We start from the raw sequence: 22089 nt of genomic DNA, 5'->3' as shown, positions 1-22089 counted from the left end.
GCGTAGTTTAGAGCGAGGAAGCGTTCGCCTCCTTCTGTGGCTTCACTCTAACGCGAGATTTAGAGATTTGGCAATCGGACCCCAGGTTGCGCGGTCGCGCGCAACCCGTTCGGCGAAAGCCTGGTTCGACTCCTCCAGAGGAGCAAAGCCCGCAGCGTCCATGATTTTCCTTACCTCTGGGTCGGCCGCGGCCGACCCGATGAGCTGGCTCATGCGTGCCAAGATGGGCGCGGGTGTTCCCGTCGGCGCATAGACACCGTAGTAAACGGTGGGCGTGAAGTTAAAGCCTTGCTCGCTGACGGTCGGCACATTGGGCATTGCGCGATATCTCTTGTCGCCCAGGATAGCAAGTGGTTTGAGGCGCCCCGCATCTATGTACTGTGCGATGGGTCCGTAGAAAAGCAATGTAGCACTTGCGTCATTGCTCAGGGTCGCCTGCAGCATTTGCGGCACGCCTGGGTACGGCACATTGGTGAGGCTACCATTCATCGTCTTATTGAAAGCGGTCAAGGACAAGTGCGCTGCACTACCGATGCCCCACGTCGCGAAGTTTGCCTTGTCCTTGTTCGACTGCGACCATGCTGCCAGTTCTTTTAAGTTGCTTGCCGGCACGGAGCTGTTGGCGACGAAGGCCAGAATGACCGTTGCTACTGGCGCAACCACGACAAAATCGCGTGCAGGATCGTAAGGGACGGTCTTATACACATGAGGATTGATGGCCATCACGTCAGAGACCGGTAGACAATAGGTATATCCGTCCGGAGGCGCGTTCTTGCACGCCGCAGCGCCGATCATGCCGTTGGCGCCTGCTCGATTCTCAACGACCATAGCCTGTCCAGTCGATTTGCTAAAAGCCTGTGCCATCGCACGCCCCAGGATGTCTCCGCCACCGCCAGCGGGATAAGGAATGATCAATTTCACCGGACGCGATGGAAAGGAGTCTTGTGCGAAGCCGGTTGTGGTCGTTGTAGCGCATGCGGCGGCAATCAACAGAGGGAGGAGGGTTTTCATGGCTTGTGTACTTGAAAGAAAGGCAATCACTGCTTCATGGTTTTCGCCACGCCGGTCATATCGGTCAACTGCCTCCACTTAGGCACCTCCACATCAATCTGACGGGCAAACGCCGCCGTGTTCAGGACGTCGGGTTCGACACCCATAGCGACAAGTTTCGACTGAAACTCGGGGCGTTGGCCAACCTTGACCATTGCTGCGTTCAACTTCTCCACGATGGCATCAGGCGTTCCATGTGGAGCAAGGGTGCCACCCCATGATGTCAGCTCAAAACCTGGCAGCGTTGACTCGGAGATGGTCGGCACGTCCGGCATTGCGCGCGAACGTTGAAGGCCGCTCACGCCCAAGAGCTTCAGTGTCCCTTGTTTTCCATGCGGCAACGCACTGGCCACTGCTGTGAACGTAATGTCGACGTGACCGGCAATCACGTCGGTGAGGGCTTGAGCTCCGCTCTTGTACGGGACGTGTTCTATTCGTGTCCCCGCCATTGAATTGAACAGCGAGAACGCCAGGTGGATAGTGCCTCCCTGTCCGCTGGATGAATATCGCAGCTTGTCCGGATTCGCCTTGGCGTACTCGATCACTTGCTTGACGTTCGAAAAAGGGGAGCTCTTACCGACAACCATCACCAAATGCGCGTTGCTGATCTTGGTGACAGGGCGGAAATCCTTCACCGCATCGTAGGGAAGCGACGCGAATGCGAACTGATTGATGTAGTGCGCGGGCGCGGTGAAGAGGAGGGTATAGCCGTCTGCCACGGCCTTCGCAACTGCGTCGGTTCCGATCACGCCGGACGCTCCGAGACGGTTGTCTACAACGATTGATCCACCAATCTCTTCGCTGACGCCCTCCGCCATCATGCGCGCAGCGAGATCCAACGCGGTTCCCGTTGAGAAAGGAACAACTAGCCTGATCGGCCTGTCAGGAAAGGTGCCTTGCGCCCTGGACAGCAGCGGAGCAATGCCGCCCATCAAAGGCAAGGCGAGGACAGAACGTCTCTTCATACTTAGTCTCCTGTGGGAATGACCCCAAGCGTTAATCGAGCCTAAAGCTCTTCGCAACAGAGTTGAAAAAGGGTTCTCTAAAAGAGCTTCTGGTGGATGATTAAGGCATATATGAACCGCCCCGGGTTTTGAGGAGGCTCCAACACTTGAGAAGATGGAGCTATGAACAAGTCACCGAAGTTCTCCCCGGAAGTGCGCGAGCGCGCCGTGCGCATGGTGCAGGAGCACCGAGCCGACTACCCGTCGCTGTGGGCAGCGATTGAATCGATTGCCCCCAAGATTGGCTGCGTGCCACAGACCTTGAACGACTGGGTCAAGAAGGCCGAGGTCGACAGCGGCCAGCGCCCCGGCACCACCACCTCGGATGCGCAGCGCATCAAGGAACTGGAGCGTGAGGTCAAAGAATTGCGCCGGGCCAACGACATCCTGAAGACGGCCAGCGCGTTTTTCGCGCAGGCGGAGCTCGACCGCCGACTCAAGTCGTGAAGGCCTACATCGACCGCCACCGTGATGACTACGGGGTCGAGCCCATCTGCCGGGCGCTGCAGATGGCCCCGTCGTGTTACTGGCGCCACGCAGCCCGGCAACGCAACGCGCAACTGCGCAGTGCACGCGCCCAGCGTGACGAGGGTTTGAAGGCCGACATTCAGCGCGTGTGGCACGCCAACTGGCAGGTCTACGGAGCCGACAAGGTCTGGCTGCAGATGAACCGCGAGGGCATCGTGGTGGCGCGCTGCACGGTCGAGCGTCTGATGCGTGCCATGGGCTTGCAAGGGGCACGCCGTGGCAGGGCGGTGCGCACCACCACGCCGGATACCTCGGCCCCGTGCCCGCTGGACCACGTCAACCGGCACTTCCATGCCAGCCGTCCCAACGAGCTATGGGTGTCGGACTTCACCTATGTCTCCACCTGGCAAGGCTGGTTGTATGTGGCCTTTGTGGTGGATGTGTACGCTCGGCGCATCGTGGGCTGGCGCGTCAGTCGCAGCATGCAGACGGACTTCGTGCTCGATGCCCTGGAGCAGGCTCTGTACGAACGCCAGCCAGCGGCCCATGTCTTGACGCACCATTCCGACAGGGGCAGTCAGTACGTCAGCATCCGCTACACCGAACGCTTGGACCAGGCGGGCATACAACCTTCGGTGGGCAGCAGGGGAGACAGCTATGACAACGCGCTGGCCGAGACCATCAACGGTCTGTACAAGGCCGAGTTGATTCACCGCCGGGGACCTTGGAAGACCAGGGAATCCGTGGAACTGGCCACCCTGCAATGGGTGCACTGGTTCAACCACGTCCGACTGCTCACGCCGATTGGGGGCATCCCTCCGGCAGAAGCTGAGGCAAACTACTGGAGGCAACTCGCCGCCAGCGACACCTCGACAGAAGTGTCAACTTAAACCAATCGGCCTCCTCGAAAGCCGGGGCGGTTCATATATAACAAGTAGCTTGTACCAGTAGTTTCCCCAAGATGCGCCCCCTGCGCGGCTCGATACACTACAAGTTACCTGTAGCATTTTGGACTTCTGCAATGAGACTCATCGACTTCTTCCGGCGCGGCCTTCTGAGTGCGCCCGACCGTATCGCGTTCGTGGATGCGGACGGCAACGGGGCATGCACCTACGCGCAGGTGGATACCTTGGCTGAAAAAATTGCCGCCGGGCTGCATGCGGTAAGCGATGGCGATGCGAACGTTGCTATCTACAGCCCAAACGATCCGCGAGCCTTTTGCGCCATGATCGGGATTTTCAGAGCGGGGCGGCGATGGGTCCCCATCAACATGCGAAACCCGGTGGCCATCAACGCCGCTTTTCTTCGCACAACAAAGTGCACGGTCTTGTTCTTCCATCCATCGCTGGAGGGCCAGGTACGAGAGCTTCGGGACACGGTGCCAACACTGCAACATCTGGTGTGCATAGAGCAGAGCCAGGAAGATTCCATCGGCATGTCCTTTGATAGATTCATTGCCCAGGCAAAGGTGCCGGCGCCAGAGCCCCTGGACGAATCAGGTCGCATCGAAACGGTTTTTCCGACCGGCGGAACCACGGGATTATCCAAAGCCGCCATGTGGACTCAGCGGACATGGGAGTCTGCTATCAAGGCGTTCTGGGCATGCCTGCCTACGGACCGGCCCGCGGTGCACCTGGTTGCAGCGCCCATGACCCACGGCGCAGGTGTTGTCGCACTCATGATGATGGCGGAGGGAGCTACCAATGTGGTCCTTCCATCGGCCGATGCCTTGAGCATCCTTGATGCGATACAACGCCACAAGGTCACGCATTTCTACATTCCCCCGACGGTCTTGTACAACCTCCTGGCCCATCCGCGCGTTCATGAGTTTGACTACAGCTCTTTGCGCTCAATCGTTCTCGCCGCGGCGCCTGTCGCTCCGGCGAAGTTGAAAGAGGCCATGGAGGTGTTTGGCCCTGTCGTCTGTCAGTCATTCGGACAAGCCGAGGCTCCAATGTTTCTAACCTTCCTTGCGACGCGTGACATTACTGACGCACCGGAGGGTAGTGACCGCTGGGCAAGTTGCGGTCGTGCGACGCTTGGGCAGAGGGTTGAGATCATGGGCGATGACGGCGTCATCCTTGCTCCTGGTGAGCGGGGGGAGATCGTTGCTCGGGGCGACTTGGTGTTTGGCGGGTACTACGAGAACCCTGCAGCCAGCGAGGAGGTATCCATGTTCGGTTGGCATCACACGGGAGATGTCGGCTACAAGGACAATCATGGTTTCGTCTATATCGTGGACCGAAAGAAGGACATGATCGTTACAGGCGGCTTCAACGTCTTCAGCGCCGAAGTCGAACACGTCATTGCTGAACACCCCTCTGTGGAAGACTGTGCAGTAATCGGTGTACCTGACGAAAAGTGGGGCGAGGCAGTGAAGGCGGTGATCCAGCTCAAGCCTTCGACGCACGCGACCGAGCAAGAGATTGTCCAGCTTGTGAAATCCGTGCTTGGTTCGGTTCATGCACCCAAGACGGTCGACATTGTTACGAGCCTGCCGCGCAGTCCGAACGGGAAGGTACTCAAGCGCGAGATCCGTGACAAGTTTTGGGCAGGCGCGAACCGCCGCGTGGGGTGAACGCCATGGCTGGAAGACTGGATGGCAAGGTAGTAGTCGTAACCGGCGCGGGCACCCGCGGTGAGGGCGTTGGAAATGGCAAGGCGTGTGCCATTGTTTACGCTCGTGAAGGAGCACGGGTACTTGCTGCGGACATTGATCTGGCTTCTGCGGAGGCCACCGCCCAGCTGATTCAAAACGAAGGTGGCGATTGCTTGGCTTTTCGCGCAGATGTGTCTCGTGCGGACGATTGTCGCGGAATGATCGAGGCGTGCACTTCTCACTTCGGTCGGCTGGACGTTCTGCACAACAACGTCGGCATTACGAACTCGGGCGGTCCCGTGGATTATCCCGAAGATCAGTGGGACCGCATGATGAACATCAACGCGAAAAGCATGTTCCTGACCTCCAAGTACGCATTGCCCCACATGGAGAGACAAGGCTGCGGGTCGATTGTGAATGTGGGATCCATCAATGGGGTGCGAACCATTCCATTTCCAAAGCTGGCATATGCAGCCTCGAAAGCGGCCGTCATTGGTCTGTCGCGAGAGATTGCGATCCAATACGCATCGAAGGGCATCCGTTCTAACGTGGTACTGGTCGGGCTCATCCGCTCCCCGATCGTCGAGCAGAACAACACGGCGCTGTATGGCGGGGATTTGGAAGAGATGTGGCGCAAGCGAGACGCCATGTCTCCCACGGGGCGACAGGGAGAGGTATGGGACATCGCGAGTGCCAGCCTATTCCTGGCATCAGACGAGTCAAAGTACGTCAACGGCGTCGTGCTTCCTGTAGATGGTGGTCTGATCAATATGGTGAAGTTGTAACTATTCAGATCTGGCGCCAGTAGCGCGGCCGGGCTGCCCGCTATAGCCGCCGGCCTTGTGCAGATCGCATTCAGCGCCGAACCCGACTATGGTGAGCGCGCACGCCAGACTGTGCGCAGGGCGGGCTGGCGCGAGGGTGGTATCAGAGGTCCAGCACGAGAGACGGCGATGTGGCGGTTGAGCAGCAGATCATCATTCTGTCGCCCGCGGCCCGCTCGTCTTCGCTCAGGAGCGTGTCGCGGTGCTGGATGCAGCCTTCGAGCACCTCGGTCTCGCAGGCGCCGCACACACCTTCGAAGCACGAGTAGGGGACGTCAATGCCGGCTTCGAGCACCGTCTCGAGGATGGACTTGTTCGGCAACACCTTCAGGGTGCGGCCTTGTCGGGCCAGCACGATCTCGAAGGTCTTGCCGATGGAAGGCACCGGTGTGGCTGCCGCGAAACGCTCGCGGTGCACGCGCGTCGGCGGCCGTTCGCTGCACGCGCGTTCGAACGCGTCCAGCATTGAACCTGGCCCGCAGCAATAGAGGTGCGTGTTCTCATCGGCCGAGGCAATTTGTTGAGCAATGTCGAGCGGCGCACCGCCAGGCTCCAGATCGAAGTGCAGATGCAGCTGGCCTTGGCCCGATGCCGCCAGCTGCTGCAACTCCTCTACAAAGGCCGCGTGCTGACGGGTGCGCGCGCAATAGTGCAAGGTCCAGGCCTGCCCGAGGATTTGCAGGCGGTGCACCATGGCGCGAAACGGTGTGATGCCGATACCGCCCGCGATCATCAGGGTGTGTGGCGCTTGCTCCACCAGCGGGAAGTTGTTGCGCGGCACCGATGCCGTCAGCTGGACGCCCTCGTGCAACGCCTGGTGCACGAAGCGCGACCCACCGCGGCTCGCGGGATCGTCGAGCACGGCGATTTCATAGCGGTTGGTTTCCGACGGTGCGTTGCAGATCGAATAGCTGCGCTTGAGCCCGTCTTGCAGGTGAAGGTCGAGATGGGCCCCGGCTTCAAAGCGCGGCAGTGCGCCGCCGTCGGCGAGCAGTTCGTAGCGCCGGATGCCCTGGGCTTCCTGCCGAACGCGCCCGACGCGCAAGGAGAGGGTGGCGGACGTGCTCATGCGTCGGCGTAGAGGTCGGCGTAGGCCTCTCGGATCTTGAATTTCAATACCTTGCGTCCGACCGTGCGCGGAAACTCGTCCACCAACACCACGCGCTTGGGCGATTCGAAACCGGCCAGCCGCGTGCGGCAGTGCTGCACCAGCGCCAGCGGGTCGACCGAGGTGGCCGGCTTGAGGATGACGAAAGCGGTCACGGCTTCGCCCCAGCGCGCGTGCGGCAAGCCCACCACCGCCGCTTCGGCCACGGCGGGGTGTTCGGTCAACGCGCCTTCCACGCGCACGCTGGAGACGTTTTCGCCGCCGGACTTCACCAGGTCCTTGAAGCGGTCGACCATGACCAGCAGGTGGTCGTCGTCGTACTCGCAACAGTCGCCCGAATGGAACCAGCCCGAGCGCGTGGCGTCGCGCGTGGCGTCGTCGTTGCGGAAGTAGCCGGCGGTGTTGGCGGGCGAGCGGTACACCAGCTCGCCCGGTTTTCCCTTGTCGCGCACCGGGTCCATCAGCTGACCGTTCTCGTCGATGACGGCGGCAGCCAACAAGGGGCTGGCCACGCCGACGAAGTTGCGCTTGGGCGCTTCGGCTTCGAACTTCTCGGCCCAGCGGTCGGGCCAGAAGCGCGTGCAGGCAATCGCTTCGGTCTGGCCGATGCGTCCCGCCAGTTGCACGCCCGGGCCGCACAGCCTTGTCAGCGCAGCGGCGATGGTGGGGCTCATCGCTTTCCAGGCCCAGGAAATCTGGACCACCGAGCGCAGGTCGTAGCGCGCGGTGCTGGTGTCGACCGCTTCGACAAGATCCGCCAGGAACTGCGGCGAGCCGGCCCACAGGCCCGTAACCTTCTCGCGCGTGACCGCCTCGGCCATCAACGCGCCCGAAGGCTTGCGGTGCGGCTTCGATGGTGGCCATGTCGAGCACGCGCTGCACCGACAGCCCCATCGGCCCGCCCGCGCGCACCCGCGCCAGGCTGAGCGCGGTTTTCATCGCCGCGGGAACTCTTGAGACAATCGGCAATTCAGCCGAACAACTACGTGGATGAGTCCCGGCATTTAACTAAGCAAACGTGAGGCTGGGCTCTTGGAGAGCCCGCCCTTGCGCTGATAACCGAGTACTACAGCAACAGATTGATGACCCGTCATCGCCATCGTGTCCGCGAGTGAGACATTTTGCGCAGCGGCTTCCGTCACGAAGCCGCTGCGCAGCGAGTGCGCAGAAAATTCCCCCTCAACCCCCGCCAACAGACACCGCGCCTGAACGATGTCGCGCACCGCCGCTGCGGACAGCGGGCCGCCCAGGTGGCCGCCCTTGAGCACCCGGCGGAAGAGGGCGCCCTCCCGAATCCCGCTGATCAATAGCCAATCTTCCAGTGCTGCACCCGCTGCGCCCAGCACGGGCTTGTGGTTCTCGGGCCGGTCGACGCCGCTCTGGTTGGTTTTCGAGAAGACCAGCTCGTAAGAAAACTCCCCAGGCCCGGTCTTCTTCAAAAACTTCATATCGGCCGCAGCCACCTCCGAACGCCGCCGCCCACCGCTGGCCCAGGCAAAGAGGAGGAGGGCGCGGTCGCGTTTGCCCCTCAATGAATCATCACAGGTGGCCAGCACGAGCTGCAGCGGATCCTTCGTCAGCGCGTCTTTTTTCTTGGGCAACTCGCCACGCTTGGCGTACGCCTTGCGCGTGCGCGAGAGCAGCTCGCGCACCTTGGGGTCCTGACACGGGTTTTTCACGTCACGCATCTGGTGGGCTTTGGAGAGCACCGCCAGGCGGTGCACCAGCGTGTTGTGCGCCATCGGTCCCGTCTTTCCCTTGTAGCCGGCCTCGACCAGGGCGGCGTCGATCTCGGGCGGGAGTTCGTGCACCAGGCCCTTGGGGCTGCTGCGCTGTGCGTGGTCGACGATGAACTGCAGCACGCAGGCCGCTGGCAACGGCAGGCCGATCTGCGCGCCGTAGCGGATCCCATACCAGGCGGCCCAGTAGCGCAGTGCGCTGCGGTAGCTCAGCTGCGTGTTGAGCGATTCCCCCTCGCGCAGCAGGTCGGCCACAGCCTGCGCGGTCACATCACTGAGCTCGTTCGGCTGCAGGGCGGGAGTTTTCTGGAGGATGGGCAGGCGCATGTTCAGGGCAGGGTGACGAATAGAGATTTATCACACATACTATGTATTGGATCATACAGAAAAGAGCGATAACTCACGATAACAATCTCTTATCGTGGGTAATTTACAGCGCGGAGCAGGGCGATGCAAACGAAAAGTACGAGAGTCACGCGCGGCGTTCAGCCCGATGAGGTTTGGGCCGCGGCCGACGCCGTGCTCGCGCACGGCGAGCGGCCCACGATCGAGCGCGTGCGCGCGTATCTTGGCCGGGGGTCGCCGAACACCGTGGCCCCCATGCTCGATGCCTGGTACGCCTCTCTGGCCAAACGGCTGGGGGGTGGCGATGAGGGCGCCGGAGAGCAGGGCACTCTGCCGGCACCGGTTCTGCGGGCGGCCAAGACGCTGTGGGGTCGCGCCCAGCAGCATGCCCAGGAGCAAGCGGCTCAATCGGTACAGGTTGATCGAGACGCGCTGGAAGGGCTGGTGGAGCGGCTCGCTGCGGAGCGAACAGCCTTGGATCAAGAACAGCAACGGTTGAACGAGCGCTCGGAAGCACTGGGCGCAGCACTTCTGGCCAAGGACCACCAGATCGCCGATCTGATGCGCCAGGTCACCGACCTGCAAAAAGGGCTGGCGGGTAGGGACGCCGACATTGAATCCGTGCGCACCCAGCATGCTGCGGCAACGCAAGCGTTGCAAGCCGAGCGTGGTCGCCTCAATGCGCTGAACGAGGAGCACCGGCAGGAGCGTGAGCGCCTGGAGCAACGAGCTTCAGCTCAGGAACGTCGACTGTTGGAGGACGTCGATAAGGCCCGGCAGGAACTCAAGCGCGTCACCCTCTTGCTCGCAGATGACAATAAAAAAGCGGCCAATTCGTTGGCAGATTCGCACGAGCAAGCCCAGTCGCTTCGGGTGCAGGTCAGCGCCCTGATCGCCGAGAACGCCGGCTTGGCCCGTGAGATCCTTTCTGCACGCGAGGATCTGCAGATGGCGCACTCGCACCAGGAGCAGTTGCAAAAAGACATGGCTGACCTATTGGTCCAGCTCAAAGCACGCCTACCCAAGGGGGGCACCAACACTGGGACACCCGCGACGCGGTCCAAAACGAAGACCGTGCTCAAACGCTAGTAGCGCAACAGCACGATGCTTTCGCTCCAAGCTCCAGGCCCTGGCTGCGCACCAACCATACGCTGTACAGCGTATGGAATGCTTTGAGCACATAGTCGAAGGCGCGTTGGATGGTGGCTACGGTCACTCAGTAGGAAAAAATATTAGTTAAATCAAATACTTAGCTTCTTTTTTGCGGATTTTGCAGGAATCTCGGCCGACCCTCAATAGAGGTGGCTACTGGACGATCGGCACCTGGGAGCCGTGCGCCGCAAGCACGACGCTGCGATGCAGCCGTCCGGTGCCAGGCTGCACGAGAGATATGTTTGAGACCCTCACCATACGTGCGATGCCCTCTTTGAACAGGCACACGCAGCCGTGATAGGGGTGCTGCGCGGAGGCATACAAGACTCCGTGAGCGTCCGAACGCCTGCAGTCTGCAGCGAAGGCCTGAGTCGACTCGTAACGCAGCGACTGCAATACGGGGAACCGCTCTTCCAGTCCTCGAAGGTCTACCAGCCGGAGCCTGGCAGTCGTCCGGAAGCTGGTCAATGTGCGTTCCTTGAGCCTGTCGAGATGGAGACTGCGCGCTTCGCGACGAAACAGCGATTCGTACAGCGCGGTTAACTCTCCATCAGCGAGATAGGCAGTCGCTTCATCTTCCAGATCGAAGCGTCCGGACAACGTACCGGTGGGGGCCATGGTGAAGCCACGCATGCGCACGCTGCCGGAACGCGCCCTTGCCCGCTGAATGCGGTGCCACAACTGATGTTCGGGAAGCTCAATGAACGGTGGGTTGAGATCGGTGAGGTTCATGAAATGAGGTCAATGAGCCTCAGCCGTAGCCAGCGCCAGGATGCGCTCGCTGGACACGCCTTGTTCGAGCGCCGCGCGTGGTGTCTGTCCGTCGAGGGCCATCGAAGGCGTCTCTAGAAAGGACAGCAACTGCCAACCGTCGCTGGTGCCCAGGCTTTTCACCAAGGGCTGCAGCAAGGGCCAGACGGTGGGCTCGAACTGCCAGCGCGGCAGCTTGAACCCACGACGCAGATTCGCCACGCCAATGCAACGTCCCGCCTTGATCCAGGCGTTGATCGTGACGCGGCTGGTGCCGGCCAGCTCCGCTGCTTCGTCCGTGGTGATCATGTCAGCGGCTTCCATGCGATCACGGCGGTACTGCGCGCCCGAACGCAGCAATGCGGCCGATTGGGCTGCAGTAGCGTAAGGGTCGGAAGGCGCGTCGCGTCGATCGCGGGCATTACCCGGGGCATACGGTGAGGTGATGGAGAGAGTGTTCATGCGTGTTCAACCGTGGTGCGCTCAAGGCGCGTTACGCAGATTCGGCTTCGCTGCCGAAAAGAATCCCCGTCCGACATTGGGGCCCAGGGGAGCGACAGTGCCGGCGTGCCCCTGGGCATGAGCTCCCTGGACCAGCCTGGCCCGTTTGAAATCGAGTGCGAGCAGCCGGATCTGGCAACGCCAGACCGCCACGCGTTCAAAGAAGGAAAAGGTCAGACCTTGGCACAGGATCTTGCGGCGTTCCCGGTCGGTCAGTGTTCCATGTACTGCCAAGAATGCCTTCTTCATGGCTTCGGCGATCCTGCTCGGTTCGAATGGAATCACTGCGCCGTTGCGGCGAATGATCTGGTAGTGGGCAAAAACTGTGCTCGACGCTGGCTCGTCGGTCTTCCAAACAATCATCATGGATCTCCTGGCAGCGACGGAGCCGGCCGAGATGCCGATGGCGCTGTCTTGCAAACAGTTTACCTTACTTTAGTTAAGTCCGGCAATCTCGTTAAGTTCGATATGAAGTGAACCGAACGCGGATGGATTTCAGTCAGAAGCCGCCCGGACCCTTAAGTACCTTATTCCAATTTTGTTGAATTTGTGCATGCTTCAGATCCAAACAGCTTAAGTATCATTTTTAACCGTATCTCGGCATACCCCCAAAACCGCCGGAGCTCACCTCCCGCTCGGAGGGCAGAAACCGCCCGGCAAACGAGGGGTGGGGCCAGCTGCTCGTCATTAGCACCTCGGTGTTGCCGCCCAGCGGCACGATGGCCAGGCGCTCAGTACCCACCAACTCCAGATCCAGGGTGGCCGTCAGGCCGCCGGTCTGGCTGCGCACCGACTCTGGCAACGCTGCGTGCAGGCCCCGGCTGTAGGTGGGGTGGAAGGTGCCGGGCTTGAGCGCCAGCGCCTGGCTGTCCATGGTGAACTGCGCGGTGCGGATGCCGCGTGCATCGCCCACGGCCATCATCACAATGGGGGCACCGCAGTGCATGCGCGAATTCTTCATGCTGCTCTGCGGCAACAGGCTGGCCAGCGAACCCCATTGCGCCGTCACGTTGGCCTTGAGGTTGTAGGTGTTCACCTTGTGCAGGCCGCGTGCGCGTTCTTCCATCGCGGCGCCGGTGGTGAGCTTGAGCTGTTCGGGCATGGCGGTCAGGATGAACTCGCGGCGCTTTTCGGCCATTCGGCGCTCGTCGCCCTTGCCGACTTCTTCATCCCAGCTTTCCACGCAGGCGCTGTGGATCATGGGGCCCATCAGCGTCTGCGGCCCGGCCAGGCTCTCGGCCACGCTTTGCGCGGTGAGGCTGCGGTAGCGCAGCCGGTCGCGCACCACGTCTTCGATCAGGCCCAGGCCAAAGAGCAGCAACACGGTGATGGCGGTTAGCGCCGCCAGCTTGGTGAACAAGGGGTGTTTGAACAAAAGATCCTCCACAAGTGACTGTTGTGGAGGCAGTGTTGTGGCGCGCTGTGAGGGCGCTATGAAGTTTGTGAGGTGGGTGTGAAGTACGCGACCCAGCCAAGGCCGCAGGCAAGCTACGTCGTACCAGCCGCCGAGGCGTCGTCGCCAGGCAATGCAGACCGGGTGTCCGTGATGTCCTCGCTTGCTCGCGCCAGCTTCATCATGCCGCTCTCGCCCATCGTCACACCGATCACCCGCGCGAGGTGCTTGCCGGTGGACACATAGGCGTGCCCGATGCGGCTGTCGAAATACAGCGAATCACCGCGCTCAAGCGCCAGCACCTGTCCTGTGTCGAAATGCACCTCCAGGGAGCCGCTGAGAACGTACACGAATTCCTCGCCGGAATGGCGCACGAAGTCCTCGGGCCCTGCGAGATGGCGCGCATGTACCGTGCCCCGGATGGGGCTCATCTTCTTTCCGACCGCCGTGGTGCCCAGAAACTCGTAAGAGAAGGAGACGCCGCGGTACACCACGCCCTCGCCCGCACGCGTCAGTACCGGGCCGTCAAACGCGGTGGCCTGTACCCCCGCTTCCGAGAACATGGCTCCCATGTCCATGTGCAGTGCAGCGCCCAGTGCCGAGAACTTTTCATAGCTCAGCGCGAGCTGGCCCCGCTCGGCCCGCGAGATGGTGGTGATGGAAACGCCCGAGAGGTCCGCCACCTGCGCCAGCGTCCAGCCAAACTGTTTGCGCGCCGCACGCAGGCGCTTGCCAAAGACCGCGCGGTCCAGGGTGTGGGGCGTGGGCGCTGCGGATGCGGTGGGCGGCTGGGGGGTGTTGGCCATGCTGAATTTCTGTGGGGCGATTCATTGTGCCAGCAGCCAGTCAGTCAACGGGCCCTGTTGGTGCGTGTTAACTGGTACAAGATTTGCGTATCTGAAATTTCCTTATCCGCAAAAATCAATTTGTCAATCGAAGGAACTACCCAGGAATGACAGATAGAAATTTTGCGGATGTGCAAATTTTGTCACTAGAATGAAATCATCTGGCGTCTGACCCGCGACGTCCATTCTCGCCCCCTATCCCGGTTTCAACCACCATGACAGCTTCCTCCGCCATTCAACATGCCGACTTCATCATTCTGGGGGGCGGTATTGCGGGGGCCTCCGTCGGTTACTGGCTGGCGCCCCACGGCCGTGTCGTGCTGCTGGAGCGGGAGTCGCAGCCAGGCTATCACTCCACGGGACGGTCGGCTGCGCTTTTCATGGAGAGCTATGGCACGCCGCAGGTGCGTGCACTGACCATGGCGAGCCGCGCCTTTCTGGAGCATCCGCCAGAAGGGTTTGCCGAACACCCGTTGCTGGCGCCGCGCGGCGCGCTCATGGTGGCGGCCCCAGGTCAGGAGGCTGAACTGGACGCGCATTGGGAGGTGCTGCGCTCCATGACGCCCCAGGCGCGCCGGCTTGACCGCGAGGAAACCCTGGCGCTGGTGCCCGTGTTCCGCCCGGAGCAGGTGGCCGGTTCGGTGCTGGAACCTGATGCGGCGGACATGGATGTTCACTCCATCCACCAAGGCTACCTGCGCGGCATGCGCAAGGCGGGCGGCATGCTGGTGTGTGACGCCGAGGTGACGGCGCTTCGCCATGACGGTGCGCTGTGGCAGGTGCAGACGGGCGATCAGGGCCCCCGGTATTGCGCCCCTGTGGTGGTGAACGCCACTGGAGCCTGGGGTGATCAGCTCGCTGCGCTGGCCAGCGTACCAACGCTGGGCTTGCAGCCCTGCCGCCGCTCTGCATTCACCTTCGCGCCGCCGCAAGGCCTGGATGTCTCGGCCTGGCCCATGTGCATCGGCGTGAACGAGGCCGAGGGCTGGTACATCAAGCCCGATGCCGGCGTCCTGCTGGGTTCCCCCGCCAATGCCGACCCGGTGGCCCCGCAGGATGTGCAGCCCGAGGAGATGGATGTCGCCATCGCCATGCACCGCATCGCTGAAAACACCACGCTGGAGATCCGCCGCCCTATCCGCACCTGGGCCGGTCTGCGCTCCTTCGTACGCGACGGCGACCTGGTCGGGGGCTTCGCACCCGGCCATGCGGGGTTCTTCTGGCTTGTGGCGCAGGGTGGCTATGGCATCCAGACGTCGGCGGCAATGGGTGAGGCCTGCGCGGCGCTGGTGCGCGGCCTGCCGTTGCCCGAGCGCCTGGCGGGCTTCGGGCTGACCGAGGCCATGCTGTCGCCTGCGCGGCTGTTCTGACGGGGCGCTCACGACGCCCGCCACACGGTTCTCTTTCATCATCCATCAAGAGGCTTTCATGCGTGTCTTCTCCGGATCCCTGGCCACTGAATCCAACACCTTCGCGCCCATGCCCACGGGTTTGTCGACCTTTCACGACCGGGGCTACTTCGGGGCCGGACAGCATCCTGAGCAGATGACCTTCTTTGCGGGTCCCCTTTGCGCGGCCAGGCTGCGCGGGCGGGCCGCAGGGTGGGATCTGGTGGAAGGCATGGTCGCTGGGGCCCAGCCCAGCGGTACCACCACACGCCACGCATACGAAACGCTGCGAGAAGAGCTGTTGGGCGATCTGCGAAAGGCCCTGCCCGTGGACATGGTGGTGCTGGGCCTGCACGGCGCCATGGTGGCCGACGGCTATGACGACTGCGAGGGGGACCTCCTGACACGCGTGCGTGACCTCGTGGGGCCGGACGTGGTGGTGGGCGCCGAGCTGGATCCCCATGCGCATCTGACGCCCACGATGGTCGAGAAGGCCGACATCCTGATCGCCTTCAAGGAATATCCCCACACGGATGTGCTGGAGCGCGGCCTGGAACTGGTGGACCTGTGCGCCGCCGCAGTACAAAAGAAGATTCGCCCGGTGGCTGCCATGGTGGATTGCGAAATGATCGTCACGATGCACACCTCGCGCCAGCCCGCGCGGGGCTTTGTGGACCGCATCCAGGCCCTGGAGGGCAAGGACGGCGTGCTGTCGATCTCCGTGGCCCACGGCTTTGCCTGGGGGGATGTGCCCGAGATGGGCACCAAGCTGCTGGTCTACACCGACGGCAATGCGCAGCAAGCGCAAGCACTGGCCCGGCAACTGGCCGACGAGCTCATTGGTTTGCGTGAGGCGCTGGCCATCACCTTCCCGGACGTGGACGGGGCACTGGACCAAGCCTTGGCGCAAGGCGCCGGGCCGGTGGTCATCTCGGATGGCGCTGACAACCCCGGGGGCGGTGCCGCTGGCGACTCCACGTTCTTCTTGCGCCGCATGGTGGAACGCGGCATCTCCAACGCGGCTCTGGGCCCGCTGTGGGATCCGATCGCCGTGCGCATTGCGTTCGATGCCGGTGTGGGCGCGCGACTCATGCTGCGTGTGGGCGGCAAGATCAGCCCGCTTTCGGGTGACCCTATTGATCTGGATTGCACGGTGAAGGCGCTTTTCCCCGCGATGGTCATGACCGGCCTGGCGAACACTCCGGTGCCATTGGGCGACTGCGCGCTGATCGATGCCAACGGCATCGAGGTCGTTTTGATCACCACACGCAATCAGGCCATGGGCAGGGATCTTTTCACCCAGCTCGGCTGCGTGCTCGAAAGCAAGGCCATCGTCGTGGTGAAGTCCTCCCAGCATTTCTACGCCTCGTTCTCGCAGGTGGCCCAGCGTGTGATCTATGCCGCGGCGCCAGGCTCGGTGACGCTGGATCTTGATGCGCTGCCGTATCGCAAAGCGCGTCTGCCCAAGTGGCCGCTCAAGGCCGGTGCCCAGACGCAGTGACCTCGCACTGCCTACCCCCTATTTTCCTTCTCAGCCTGTCTCAAGGAGTTTCCATGAAACGTCGAACGATTGCCTCCCTCGCCACAGCGGCCCTGCTGACTGCCGGCGCCCTGGCCACGCCCGCCTGGGCTCAGAACAAGACGCTCAAAGTGGTGGCGCATGCCGATCTGAAGATCCTTGACCCGACCTTCACGACCGCCTACATCTCGCGCAACTTTGGCTACATGGTCTACGACACCTTGTTCGCGCAGGATGCCAAGGGCCTGCCCAAGCCGCAGATGGTGGAGAAATACACCAGATCGAAAGACGGCATGTCATGGTCGTTCACTCTGCGCCCGGGTCTGAAGTTCTCGGACGGCAGCGCGGTCACGAGCAAGGATGCCGTGGCATCGATCAACCGCTGGATGAGCCGCGACAGTTTGGGCAAGAGCATGGTCGGCGCGGGTGCTGAACTGAAGGTGGTGGATGACCGCAACTTCACACTGTCGCTGAAAGAGCCCTTCGGCATGGTGCTCGAGGCGCTGGCCAAGCCTTCGGGCTATCCCCCGGTGATCCTGCCCGAGCGCCTGGCAAAACTGCCCGCGACCGCTCCCTTGACGGAAGTGCTGGGCTCAGGTCCGTACACCTTCAAGCGCGATGAATGGGTGCCGGGCAACAAGGCAGTGTTTGTGCGCAATCCGCACTATGTCGGCCGCAGCGAAGCGCCAAGTGGACTGTCGGGCAACAAGCAGTCCAAGGTGGACCGCGTCGAGTGGCTGTACCTGCCCGACGCCAACAGCGCCACGGCGGCACTCAAGCGTGGCGAGGTTGACTACGTGGAGCAGGTGGCGCCGGACTACATTTCGCCACTGCGTACGGACCCGGACGTGAAGATCCTCTCCGGCGGTACCTACCAGGGGTTTCTGATCTTCAACCATCTCCATGCACCGTTCAACGACGCCAAGGTGCGCCAGGCGGTTGCGCATGCGGTGAATCAGGAAAAGTTCACCGCCGCCATGGGCTTCCCACTCGACATGCGCGTGACCTATTGCGCCACGTTCTTCATCTGCGGCAGCCCCAATGACACCGCCGCAGGGGCGGATCCTTTCCGCAAACCCGATCTCGCGCAGGCCAAGAAGCTGCTGGCCGAATCTGGCTACAAGGGCGAGAAGGTGGTGCTGCTGGTGCCCACCGACGTGACCTATCTCAACGCCGAAGCGCTGATGGCCGCGCAAACGCTGCGCAGCATCGGCATGAACGTGGACATGCAGAACAGCGACTGGGCCTCGATCGGTGCGCGCCGTGCCAAGCGCGATGCACCTGCGGCAGGCGGCTGGAACATGTACGTGACGGTGGCTGGCGAGTTCGATGCGAACTCTCCCGTGACCAATGCCTACCTGGGCGCGCCCTGCGGCAACTCGCTGCCAGGCTGGCCCTGCGATGCCAAGCTCGACGAACTGCGTGCGCAATGGGTCAAGGCCACGGATGCCGCGGGCCGCAAGTCGGCGCTCGATGCCTTTCAGCGCCGCGCCTACGAAGCCATGCCTTACGTCAACGCCGGCCAGTATTCCGCTGCCTCGGCGGCGCGTTCCAGCCTCAAGGGCGTGGAACTGATGTGGGCGGGCATGCCCAACGTGTGGGTGCTGGACAAGTAAGCGCTCTGCGCATTCTCTGGCTGATTGGATCGAAGAACACCCCATGGGATATTTCATACGACGTCTGCTCGCCACCCTGCCTGTGATGGCGGTTGTCGCCGTGGTGGTGTTCATGTTGATCCACTTGTCACCAGGGGACCCTGCAGCGCTGATTGCGGGTGACCTGGCGACGGAGGAGGACATTCTCAAGCTGCGTGAGACCCTGGGGCTGAACCAGCCACTGTGGCAGCAGTTCATGACCTGGCTGAGTCGTCTGGCGACCGGTGACCTGGGTACGTCGATCTTCACCAATGTGCCCGTGACCGAGCTGTTGGCGCAGCGCCTGGAGCCGACGGTGAGCATTGCCGTGTTCACCATGGCCTTGACGCTGCTCCTGGCCGTGCCGCTGGGTACCGTGGCGGCCTACCGAGCCGGCAGCTGGGTGGATCGCCTGGTGATGCTGTTCGCCGTGTTTTCCTTCTCGGTGCCGGTCTTCCTGGTCGGCTACCTGCTGATCTTCGCGTTTGCGATGAACCTCGGCTGGTTTCCGGTGCAGGGCTATGTGCCCCTGGCGGACGGGGTAGGGCCGTGGCTGCAAAGCCTGGCGCTGCCCTGCGTGAACCTCGCGCTGGTCTATATCGCGCTCGTGACGCGCATGACCCGTGCCACCGTGCTCGAGGTGCTGCACGAGGACTACATCCGCACGGCGCGCGCCAAGGGCCTGGGGGTTCTGTCCGTCCTGGTGCATGCGCTGCGCAATGCGGCGATTCCCATCGCCACCACCGTGGGTGTGGGGATCGCCTTGCTGATTGGCGGTGTGGTGGTCACCGAGACGGTGTTTGCCATTCCGGGCGTGGGGCGTCTGGTCATCGATGCGGTGCAGCGCCACGACTACCCCGTGATCCAGAGCGTGCTGCTGATTTCCGCCGGCGTGTATGTGCTCATCAATCTGCTGATCGATCTGAGCTACCGCCTTTTTGACCCGCGCATCCAGTACTGAGAATCCCATCGGCCCGCCTACCATGTCCACCGTTCTCTACTCCGACTCCCGGGCCCTCGTCGAAGACGAGGTGCAAGTCGTACGCCCCAAGCGCTTTCGCTGGGTGCGCAAGCACCCCACGCTGCTCATCGGCACGCTGTTGCTGCTGGTGGTGGCCGCGCTATCCGTCGCGGCACCGTGGCTGGCCACGCATGACCCGCAGGACATCGACCCGCTGGCGCGCATGCAGGGCGCTTCGGCCGATCATTTCTTCGGCACCGATGCCATGGGGCGCGATGTGTTCAGCCGCGCCCTGTGGGGCGGGCGCATCTCAATGATCGTGGCGATCTCCGTGGCCCTTATGACCACCGTGCTGGGCGTGCTCCTGGGCATGATGGCCGGATTCGTGCGTTGGGCCGACGGTTTCATCATGCGCGTCATGGACGGCCTTATGGCGATACCGGGCATTCTGCTGGCGATCGCGCTGATGGCGGTGACCAAGGGCAGCCTGCTGACGGTGATCGTGGCGATCACCATCCCCGAGGTTCCGCGTGTGGTGCGCCTGGTGCGCTCGCTGTCGCTCACCCTGCGCGAGCAGCTGTACGTCGAGGCCGCCCACTCCGTGGGGACACGCCTGCCCGTCATCCTCTGGCGCCATGTCCTGCCCAACATGCTGGCCCCGCTCATCGTGCAGGCCACCTTCATTGCCGCCTCTGCGGTGCTGATCGAAGCCTCGCTGTCCTTTCTGGGCGTCGGCATTCCCGCCCAGACGCCGACCTGGGGCAACATGATGGCCGAGGGCCGCAACTTCGTGGCCGTGGCGTTCCACATCATTCTCTACCCCGGCATCCTGCTGGCCACCACCGTGCTGGCCATCAACCTGCTCGGAGACGGTCTGCGCGACGCTTTGGATCCGCGCCTGTCACGCCAGTTGTGAGGTCTTCACCCATGCGTCCCCACCCTTCACCAGAAACCGCACAAGATGTTCCGCTGCTTGAGCTGGACGGTCTGCGTACCTATTTCGATACGCTGAGTGGAACCGTCCGCTCGGTCAATGGCGTGAGCTACCAGCTGCGTGCGGGCGAGACGCTCGGCGTGGTGGGCGAGTCCGGCTGCGGCAAGAGTGTCACCGCCTTGTCGATCATGCGCCTCGTGCCCACGCCCCCCGGACGTTTCGCCAGTGGCGCCATCCGCTATCGCGGAACGGACCTGCTAAAGCTCACCGAGCGCGAAATGCGCCAGATCCGCGGCAACCGCATCTCCATGATTTTCCAGGAGCCCATGACCTCGCTCAACCCGGTGCTGACCGTGGGGCGGCAAATCGCGGAGACGGTGCAACTGCACCAGAAGGTCAGCCGCGCAGCGGCCATGCAGCGTGCGCTGGAGATGCTGCGCCTGGTGCAGATCCCCGAGCCCGAGCGACGCGTCAAGGAGTATCCGCACCAGCTTTCGGGAGGCATGCGGCAACGCGTGATGATTGCCCTGGCGCTGGCCTGCAACCCCGAGGTGCTGATCGCAGACGAGCCGACCACGGCGCTTGACGTCACCATCCAGGCGCAGATCGTGGACCTGATCAAGCGCCTGCAAAAGGAACTCGGCATGGGCGTGATCATGATCACCCATGATCTGGGCGTGGTGGCCGAGAGCTGCGATCGCGTGGTCGTGATGTATGCCGGCCGCAAGGTAGAAGAGGCCACGGTGGTAGACCTCTTCGAGCGCCCTCTGCACCCGTACACGCGGGCCCTCATGGGTTCGATGCCAGCGATGAACACCCAGGCCAAGCGCCTGGCGGAAATCCCCGGCATGGTCCCTGCGCCGCACGAGCTGGGCAAGGGCTGTGCCTTCGCCGCCCGCTGCACCGAGGTGCAGGCGCGCTGCCGCCATGAGACACCGGCGCTCACCGCGCATGGCAACGGGCATGTCGTGGCCTGCTTTGCCGTGCCCCTTGATCAACCGCACAACCTGTCCGAGGTGGCCGCATGAATGTCCTGTCCCCGCCCGTGCTGCCGCAAGACCGAGCGCCCCTGCTTCAGGTGCGCGACCTGAAGAAGCACTATGTCTCGCCCAAAAGTCTGTTCCGCGCAGCGCGTCCCCCCATCCAGGCGGTCGATGGCGTGAGCTTTGACGTGGGGCATGGTGAAACCCTGTCGCTGGTGGGTGAGTCGGGCTGCGGCAAGACCACCACGGCCAAATCGGTCATGCGCCTGATCGAGCCCACGTCGGGCTCGGTCCGGCTTGATGGCCAGGAACTGGTGGGCCTGCCCAAGGAGGCCATGCGCCAGCGCCGCCGCGATGTGCAGATCATCTTCCAGGATCCCTACGCCTCGCTCAATCCGCGCATGAGTGCGGGCGAAATCGTGGCCGAGCCGCTGCGCAACTTCGGCCTGCAGCAGGGTGCCCGGGAGCGCGCCGAGCGTGTGCAGTGGCTGTTCTCCAAGGTCGGTCTGCGCCCGGAGGCCGTGCACAGGTTTCCGCACGAATTTTCTGGCGGCCAGCGCCAGCGGCTGGGCATTGCGCGTGCACTGGCGCTGCAGCCCAAGCTCATCGTCTGCGACGAACCCGTGTCGGCGCTGGATGTGTCGGTGCAGGCGCAGGTGGTCAATCTGCTGATGGATTTGCAGCAGGAGTTCGGCATCTCCTACCTGTTCGTCGCGCATGACCTGGCGGTCGTGCGCCACATCAGTCACCGGGTGGCGGTGATGTATCTGGGTCATGTGGTCGAGATCGCCGACCGTGATGCGTTGTTCAACAACCCGCTGCATCCCTACACGCAAATCCTGCTGTCTGCTGTGCCCGTGCCCAACCCGCGCACCCCCGCCCAGCGCATGCT

Annotated in this window: 20 protein-coding genes, 2 pseudogenes and 1 other annotated feature; of the genes and pseudogenes, 11 read left to right on the top strand and 11 right to left on the bottom strand. The window is 62.6% G+C overall.

Annotated elements, in window-relative coordinates; all coding sequences use genetic code 11:
* Positions 1–42: 42 nt before the first annotated feature.
* Together FFS09_RS26510 and FFS09_RS26505 are read right to left on the bottom strand one after the other, a co-directional pair.
* Positions 43–1011, bottom strand: a complete 969-nt coding sequence (locus FFS09_RS26510; protein ID WP_137894229.1) for a Bug family tripartite tricarboxylate transporter substrate binding protein — start codon at positions 1009–1011, stop codon at positions 43–45.
* 26 nt (positions 1012–1037) lie between these two features.
* Positions 1038–2015 (bottom strand): Bug family tripartite tricarboxylate transporter substrate binding protein, encoded by a 978-nt coding sequence (locus FFS09_RS26505; protein WP_137894227.1) that lies wholly within the window; start codon positions 2013–2015, stop codon positions 1038–1040.
* A 162-nt stretch (positions 2016–2177) separates the two neighbouring features.
* On the opposite strand from FFS09_RS26505, the gene FFS09_RS26500 reads away from it, so the two are divergent.
* The 3 genes from FFS09_RS26500 to FFS09_RS26490 all read left to right on the top strand — a co-directional run bounded on the left by FFS09_RS26500 (position 2178) and on the right by FFS09_RS26490 (position 5906).
* Positions 2178–3412 (top strand): IS3 family transposase gene (locus tag FFS09_RS26500; RefSeq protein WP_085947515.1). Its coding sequence is split into 2 segments (ribosomal slippage): positions 2178–2466 and positions 2466–3412, totalling 1236 coding nucleotides; the frame shifts between segments, so codons are not numbered across the junction.
* Positions 2456–2572 (top strand) — a sequence feature (AL1L pseudoknot). Its footprint overlaps the gene before it by 117 nt.
* Before the next feature lie 131 nt (positions 3413–3543).
* Positions 3544–5100 carry a class I adenylate-forming enzyme family protein gene (locus FFS09_RS26495; protein WP_137894225.1) on the top strand — a complete coding sequence of 519 codons (1557 nt, stop codon included), beginning with the start codon at positions 3544–3546 and terminating at the stop codon, positions 5098–5100.
* A 5-nt stretch (positions 5101–5105) separates the two neighbouring features.
* The gene (locus tag FFS09_RS26490; RefSeq protein ID WP_137894223.1) at positions 5106–5906 is read left to right on the top strand and encodes an SDR family NAD(P)-dependent oxidoreductase; all 801 of its coding nucleotides are present in this window, start codon (positions 5106–5108) and stop codon (positions 5904–5906) included.
* Positions 5907–6048: 142 nt separating this feature from the next.
* Here FFS09_RS26490 and FFS09_RS26485 read toward each other — a convergent pair whose 3' ends face one another.
* The 4 genes and pseudogenes from FFS09_RS26485 to FFS09_RS26475 all read right to left on the bottom strand — a co-directional run bounded on the left by FFS09_RS26485 (position 6049) and on the right by FFS09_RS26475 (position 9119).
* Complete coding sequence (locus FFS09_RS26485; RefSeq protein ID WP_137894221.1) at positions 6049–7014, bottom strand: PDR/VanB family oxidoreductase; 966 nt, start codon at positions 7012–7014, stop codon at positions 6049–6051.
* Entirely contained in the window at positions 7011–7349 is a 339-nt protein-coding gene (locus tag FFS09_RS31455) for an AMP-binding enzyme (protein WP_283957657.1), read from the bottom strand. The genes FFS09_RS26485 and FFS09_RS31455 overlap by 4 nt, the downstream gene beginning before the upstream one ends.
* Positions 7350–7451: 102 nt before the next feature.
* A pseudogene (locus FFS09_RS31450) lies at positions 7452–7904 on the bottom strand (AMP-binding protein); the annotation flags it as partial.
* A 153-nt stretch (positions 7905–8057) separates the two neighbouring features.
* Positions 8058–9119, bottom strand: coding sequence for a tyrosine-type recombinase/integrase (locus tag FFS09_RS26475; RefSeq protein ID WP_137894216.1), 1062 nt, complete (start codon positions 9117–9119; stop codon positions 8058–8060).
* A gap of 123 nt (positions 9120–9242) precedes the next feature.
* Between FFS09_RS26475 and FFS09_RS26470 the strand changes: the two genes are divergently transcribed.
* On the top strand, positions 9243–10226 hold the full coding sequence (locus FFS09_RS26470; RefSeq protein WP_137894214.1) for a DNA-binding protein: 984 nt from the start codon (positions 9243–9245) through the stop codon (positions 10224–10226).
* A gap of 216 nt (positions 10227–10442) precedes the next feature.
* Here FFS09_RS26470 and FFS09_RS26465 read toward each other — a convergent pair whose 3' ends face one another.
* The 5 genes and pseudogenes from FFS09_RS26465 to FFS09_RS26445 all read right to left on the bottom strand — a co-directional run bounded on the left by FFS09_RS26465 (position 10443) and on the right by FFS09_RS26445 (position 13739).
* Positions 10443–11021 carry an RES family NAD+ phosphorylase gene (locus FFS09_RS26465; RefSeq protein ID WP_137894212.1) on the bottom strand — a complete coding sequence of 193 codons (579 nt, stop codon included), beginning with the start codon at positions 11019–11021 and terminating at the stop codon, positions 10443–10445.
* Positions 11022–11030: 9 nt separating this feature from the next.
* On the bottom strand, positions 11031–11501 hold the full coding sequence (locus FFS09_RS26460; protein ID WP_137894210.1) for a MerR family transcriptional regulator: 471 nt from the start codon (positions 11499–11501) through the stop codon (positions 11031–11033).
* 21 nt (positions 11502–11522) lie between these two features.
* Positions 11523–11960, bottom strand: coding sequence for a hypothetical protein (locus FFS09_RS26455; protein ID WP_137921928.1), 438 nt, complete (start codon positions 11958–11960; stop codon positions 11523–11525).
* Between the two features lie 190 nt (positions 11961–12150).
* Positions 12151–12915: pseudogene (locus FFS09_RS26450) on the bottom strand (inner membrane CreD family protein); the annotation flags it as partial.
* A 113-nt stretch (positions 12916–13028) separates the two neighbouring features.
* Complete coding sequence (locus tag FFS09_RS26445; RefSeq protein WP_137921927.1) at positions 13029–13739, bottom strand: helix-turn-helix domain-containing protein; 711 nt, start codon at positions 13737–13739, stop codon at positions 13029–13031.
* 254 nt (positions 13740–13993) lie between these two features.
* On the opposite strand from FFS09_RS26445, the gene FFS09_RS26440 reads away from it, so the two are divergent.
* The 7 genes from FFS09_RS26440 to FFS09_RS26410 all read left to right on the top strand — a co-directional run.
* Positions 13994–15148, top strand: coding sequence for an NAD(P)/FAD-dependent oxidoreductase (locus FFS09_RS26440; RefSeq protein WP_137921926.1), 1155 nt, complete (start codon positions 13994–13996; stop codon positions 15146–15148).
* A 58-nt stretch (positions 15149–15206) separates the two neighbouring features.
* Positions 15207–16667: a M81 family metallopeptidase gene (locus tag FFS09_RS26435; protein WP_137921925.1), complete on the top strand. Its 1461-nt coding sequence runs from the start codon at positions 15207–15209 to the stop codon at positions 16665–16667.
* 53 nt (positions 16668–16720) lie between these two features.
* Entirely contained in the window at positions 16721–18301 is a 1581-nt protein-coding gene (locus FFS09_RS26430; protein WP_137921924.1) for an ABC transporter substrate-binding protein, read from the top strand.
* Between the two features lie 43 nt (positions 18302–18344).
* Positions 18345–19280: an ABC transporter permease gene (locus tag FFS09_RS26425; protein ID WP_137921923.1), complete on the top strand. Its 936-nt coding sequence runs from the start codon at positions 18345–18347 to the stop codon at positions 19278–19280.
* Between the two features lie 22 nt (positions 19281–19302).
* Complete coding sequence (locus FFS09_RS26420; RefSeq protein WP_137921922.1) at positions 19303–20196, top strand: ABC transporter permease; 894 nt, start codon at positions 19303–19305, stop codon at positions 20194–20196.
* An 11-nt stretch (positions 20197–20207) separates the two neighbouring features.
* Entirely contained in the window at positions 20208–21242 is a 1035-nt protein-coding gene (locus FFS09_RS26415; RefSeq protein ID WP_137921921.1) for an ABC transporter ATP-binding protein, read from the top strand.
* On the top strand, positions 21239–22089 hold an 851-nt coding region (locus FFS09_RS26410), incomplete at its 3' end, for an ABC transporter ATP-binding protein (protein WP_137921920.1). The genes FFS09_RS26415 and FFS09_RS26410, both read left to right, overlap by 4 nt.

Source organism: Hydrogenophaga sp. 2FB (assembly GCF_005503365.1).
GTDB lineage: Bacteria > Pseudomonadota > Gammaproteobacteria > Burkholderiales > Burkholderiaceae_C > Hydrogenophaga.
Note: the sequence above shows the minus strand (reverse complement) of the source record. Positions and strands in the feature narration are given on the sequence as shown.

Coding starts and splice junctions, on each gene's coding strand:
- FFS09_RS26510 (WP_137894229.1), bottom strand. CDS start 1,011: ATGAAAACCCTCCTCCCTCTGTTGATTGCCGCCGCATGCGCTACAACG.
- FFS09_RS26505 (WP_137894227.1), bottom strand. CDS start 2,015: ATGAAGAGACGTTCTGTCCTCGCCTTGCCTTTGATGGGCGGCATTGCT.
- FFS09_RS26495 (WP_137894225.1), top strand. CDS start 3,544: ATGAGACTCATCGACTTCTTCCGGCGCGGCCTTCTGAGTGCGCCCGAC.
- FFS09_RS26490 (WP_137894223.1), top strand. CDS start 5,106: ATGGCTGGAAGACTGGATGGCAAGGTAGTAGTCGTAACCGGCGCGGGC.
- FFS09_RS26485 (WP_137894221.1), bottom strand. CDS start 7,014: ATGAGCACGTCCGCCACCCTCTCCTTGCGCGTCGGGCGCGTTCGGCAG.
- FFS09_RS31455 (WP_283957657.1), bottom strand. CDS start 7,349: ATGGTCGACCGCTTCAAGGACCTGGTGAAGTCCGGCGGCGAAAACGTC.
- FFS09_RS26475 (WP_137894216.1), bottom strand. CDS start 9,119: ATGCGCCTGCCCATCCTCCAGAAAACTCCCGCCCTGCAGCCGAACGAG.
- FFS09_RS26470 (WP_137894214.1), top strand. CDS start 9,243: ATGCAAACGAAAAGTACGAGAGTCACGCGCGGCGTTCAGCCCGATGAG.
- FFS09_RS26465 (WP_137894212.1), bottom strand. CDS start 11,021: ATGAACCTCACCGATCTCAACCCACCGTTCATTGAGCTTCCCGAACAT.
- FFS09_RS26460 (WP_137894210.1), bottom strand. CDS start 11,501: ATGAACACTCTCTCCATCACCTCACCGTATGCCCCGGGTAATGCCCGC.
- FFS09_RS26445 (WP_137921927.1), bottom strand. CDS start 13,739: ATGGCCAACACCCCCCAGCCGCCCACCGCATCCGCAGCGCCCACGCCC.
- FFS09_RS26440 (WP_137921926.1), top strand. CDS start 13,994: ATGACAGCTTCCTCCGCCATTCAACATGCCGACTTCATCATTCTGGGG.
- FFS09_RS26435 (WP_137921925.1), top strand. CDS start 15,207: ATGCGTGTCTTCTCCGGATCCCTGGCCACTGAATCCAACACCTTCGCG.
- FFS09_RS26430 (WP_137921924.1), top strand. CDS start 16,721: ATGAAACGTCGAACGATTGCCTCCCTCGCCACAGCGGCCCTGCTGACT.
- FFS09_RS26425 (WP_137921923.1), top strand. CDS start 18,345: ATGGGATATTTCATACGACGTCTGCTCGCCACCCTGCCTGTGATGGCG.
- FFS09_RS26420 (WP_137921922.1), top strand. CDS start 19,303: ATGTCCACCGTTCTCTACTCCGACTCCCGGGCCCTCGTCGAAGACGAG.
- FFS09_RS26415 (WP_137921921.1), top strand. CDS start 20,208: ATGCGTCCCCACCCTTCACCAGAAACCGCACAAGATGTTCCGCTGCTT.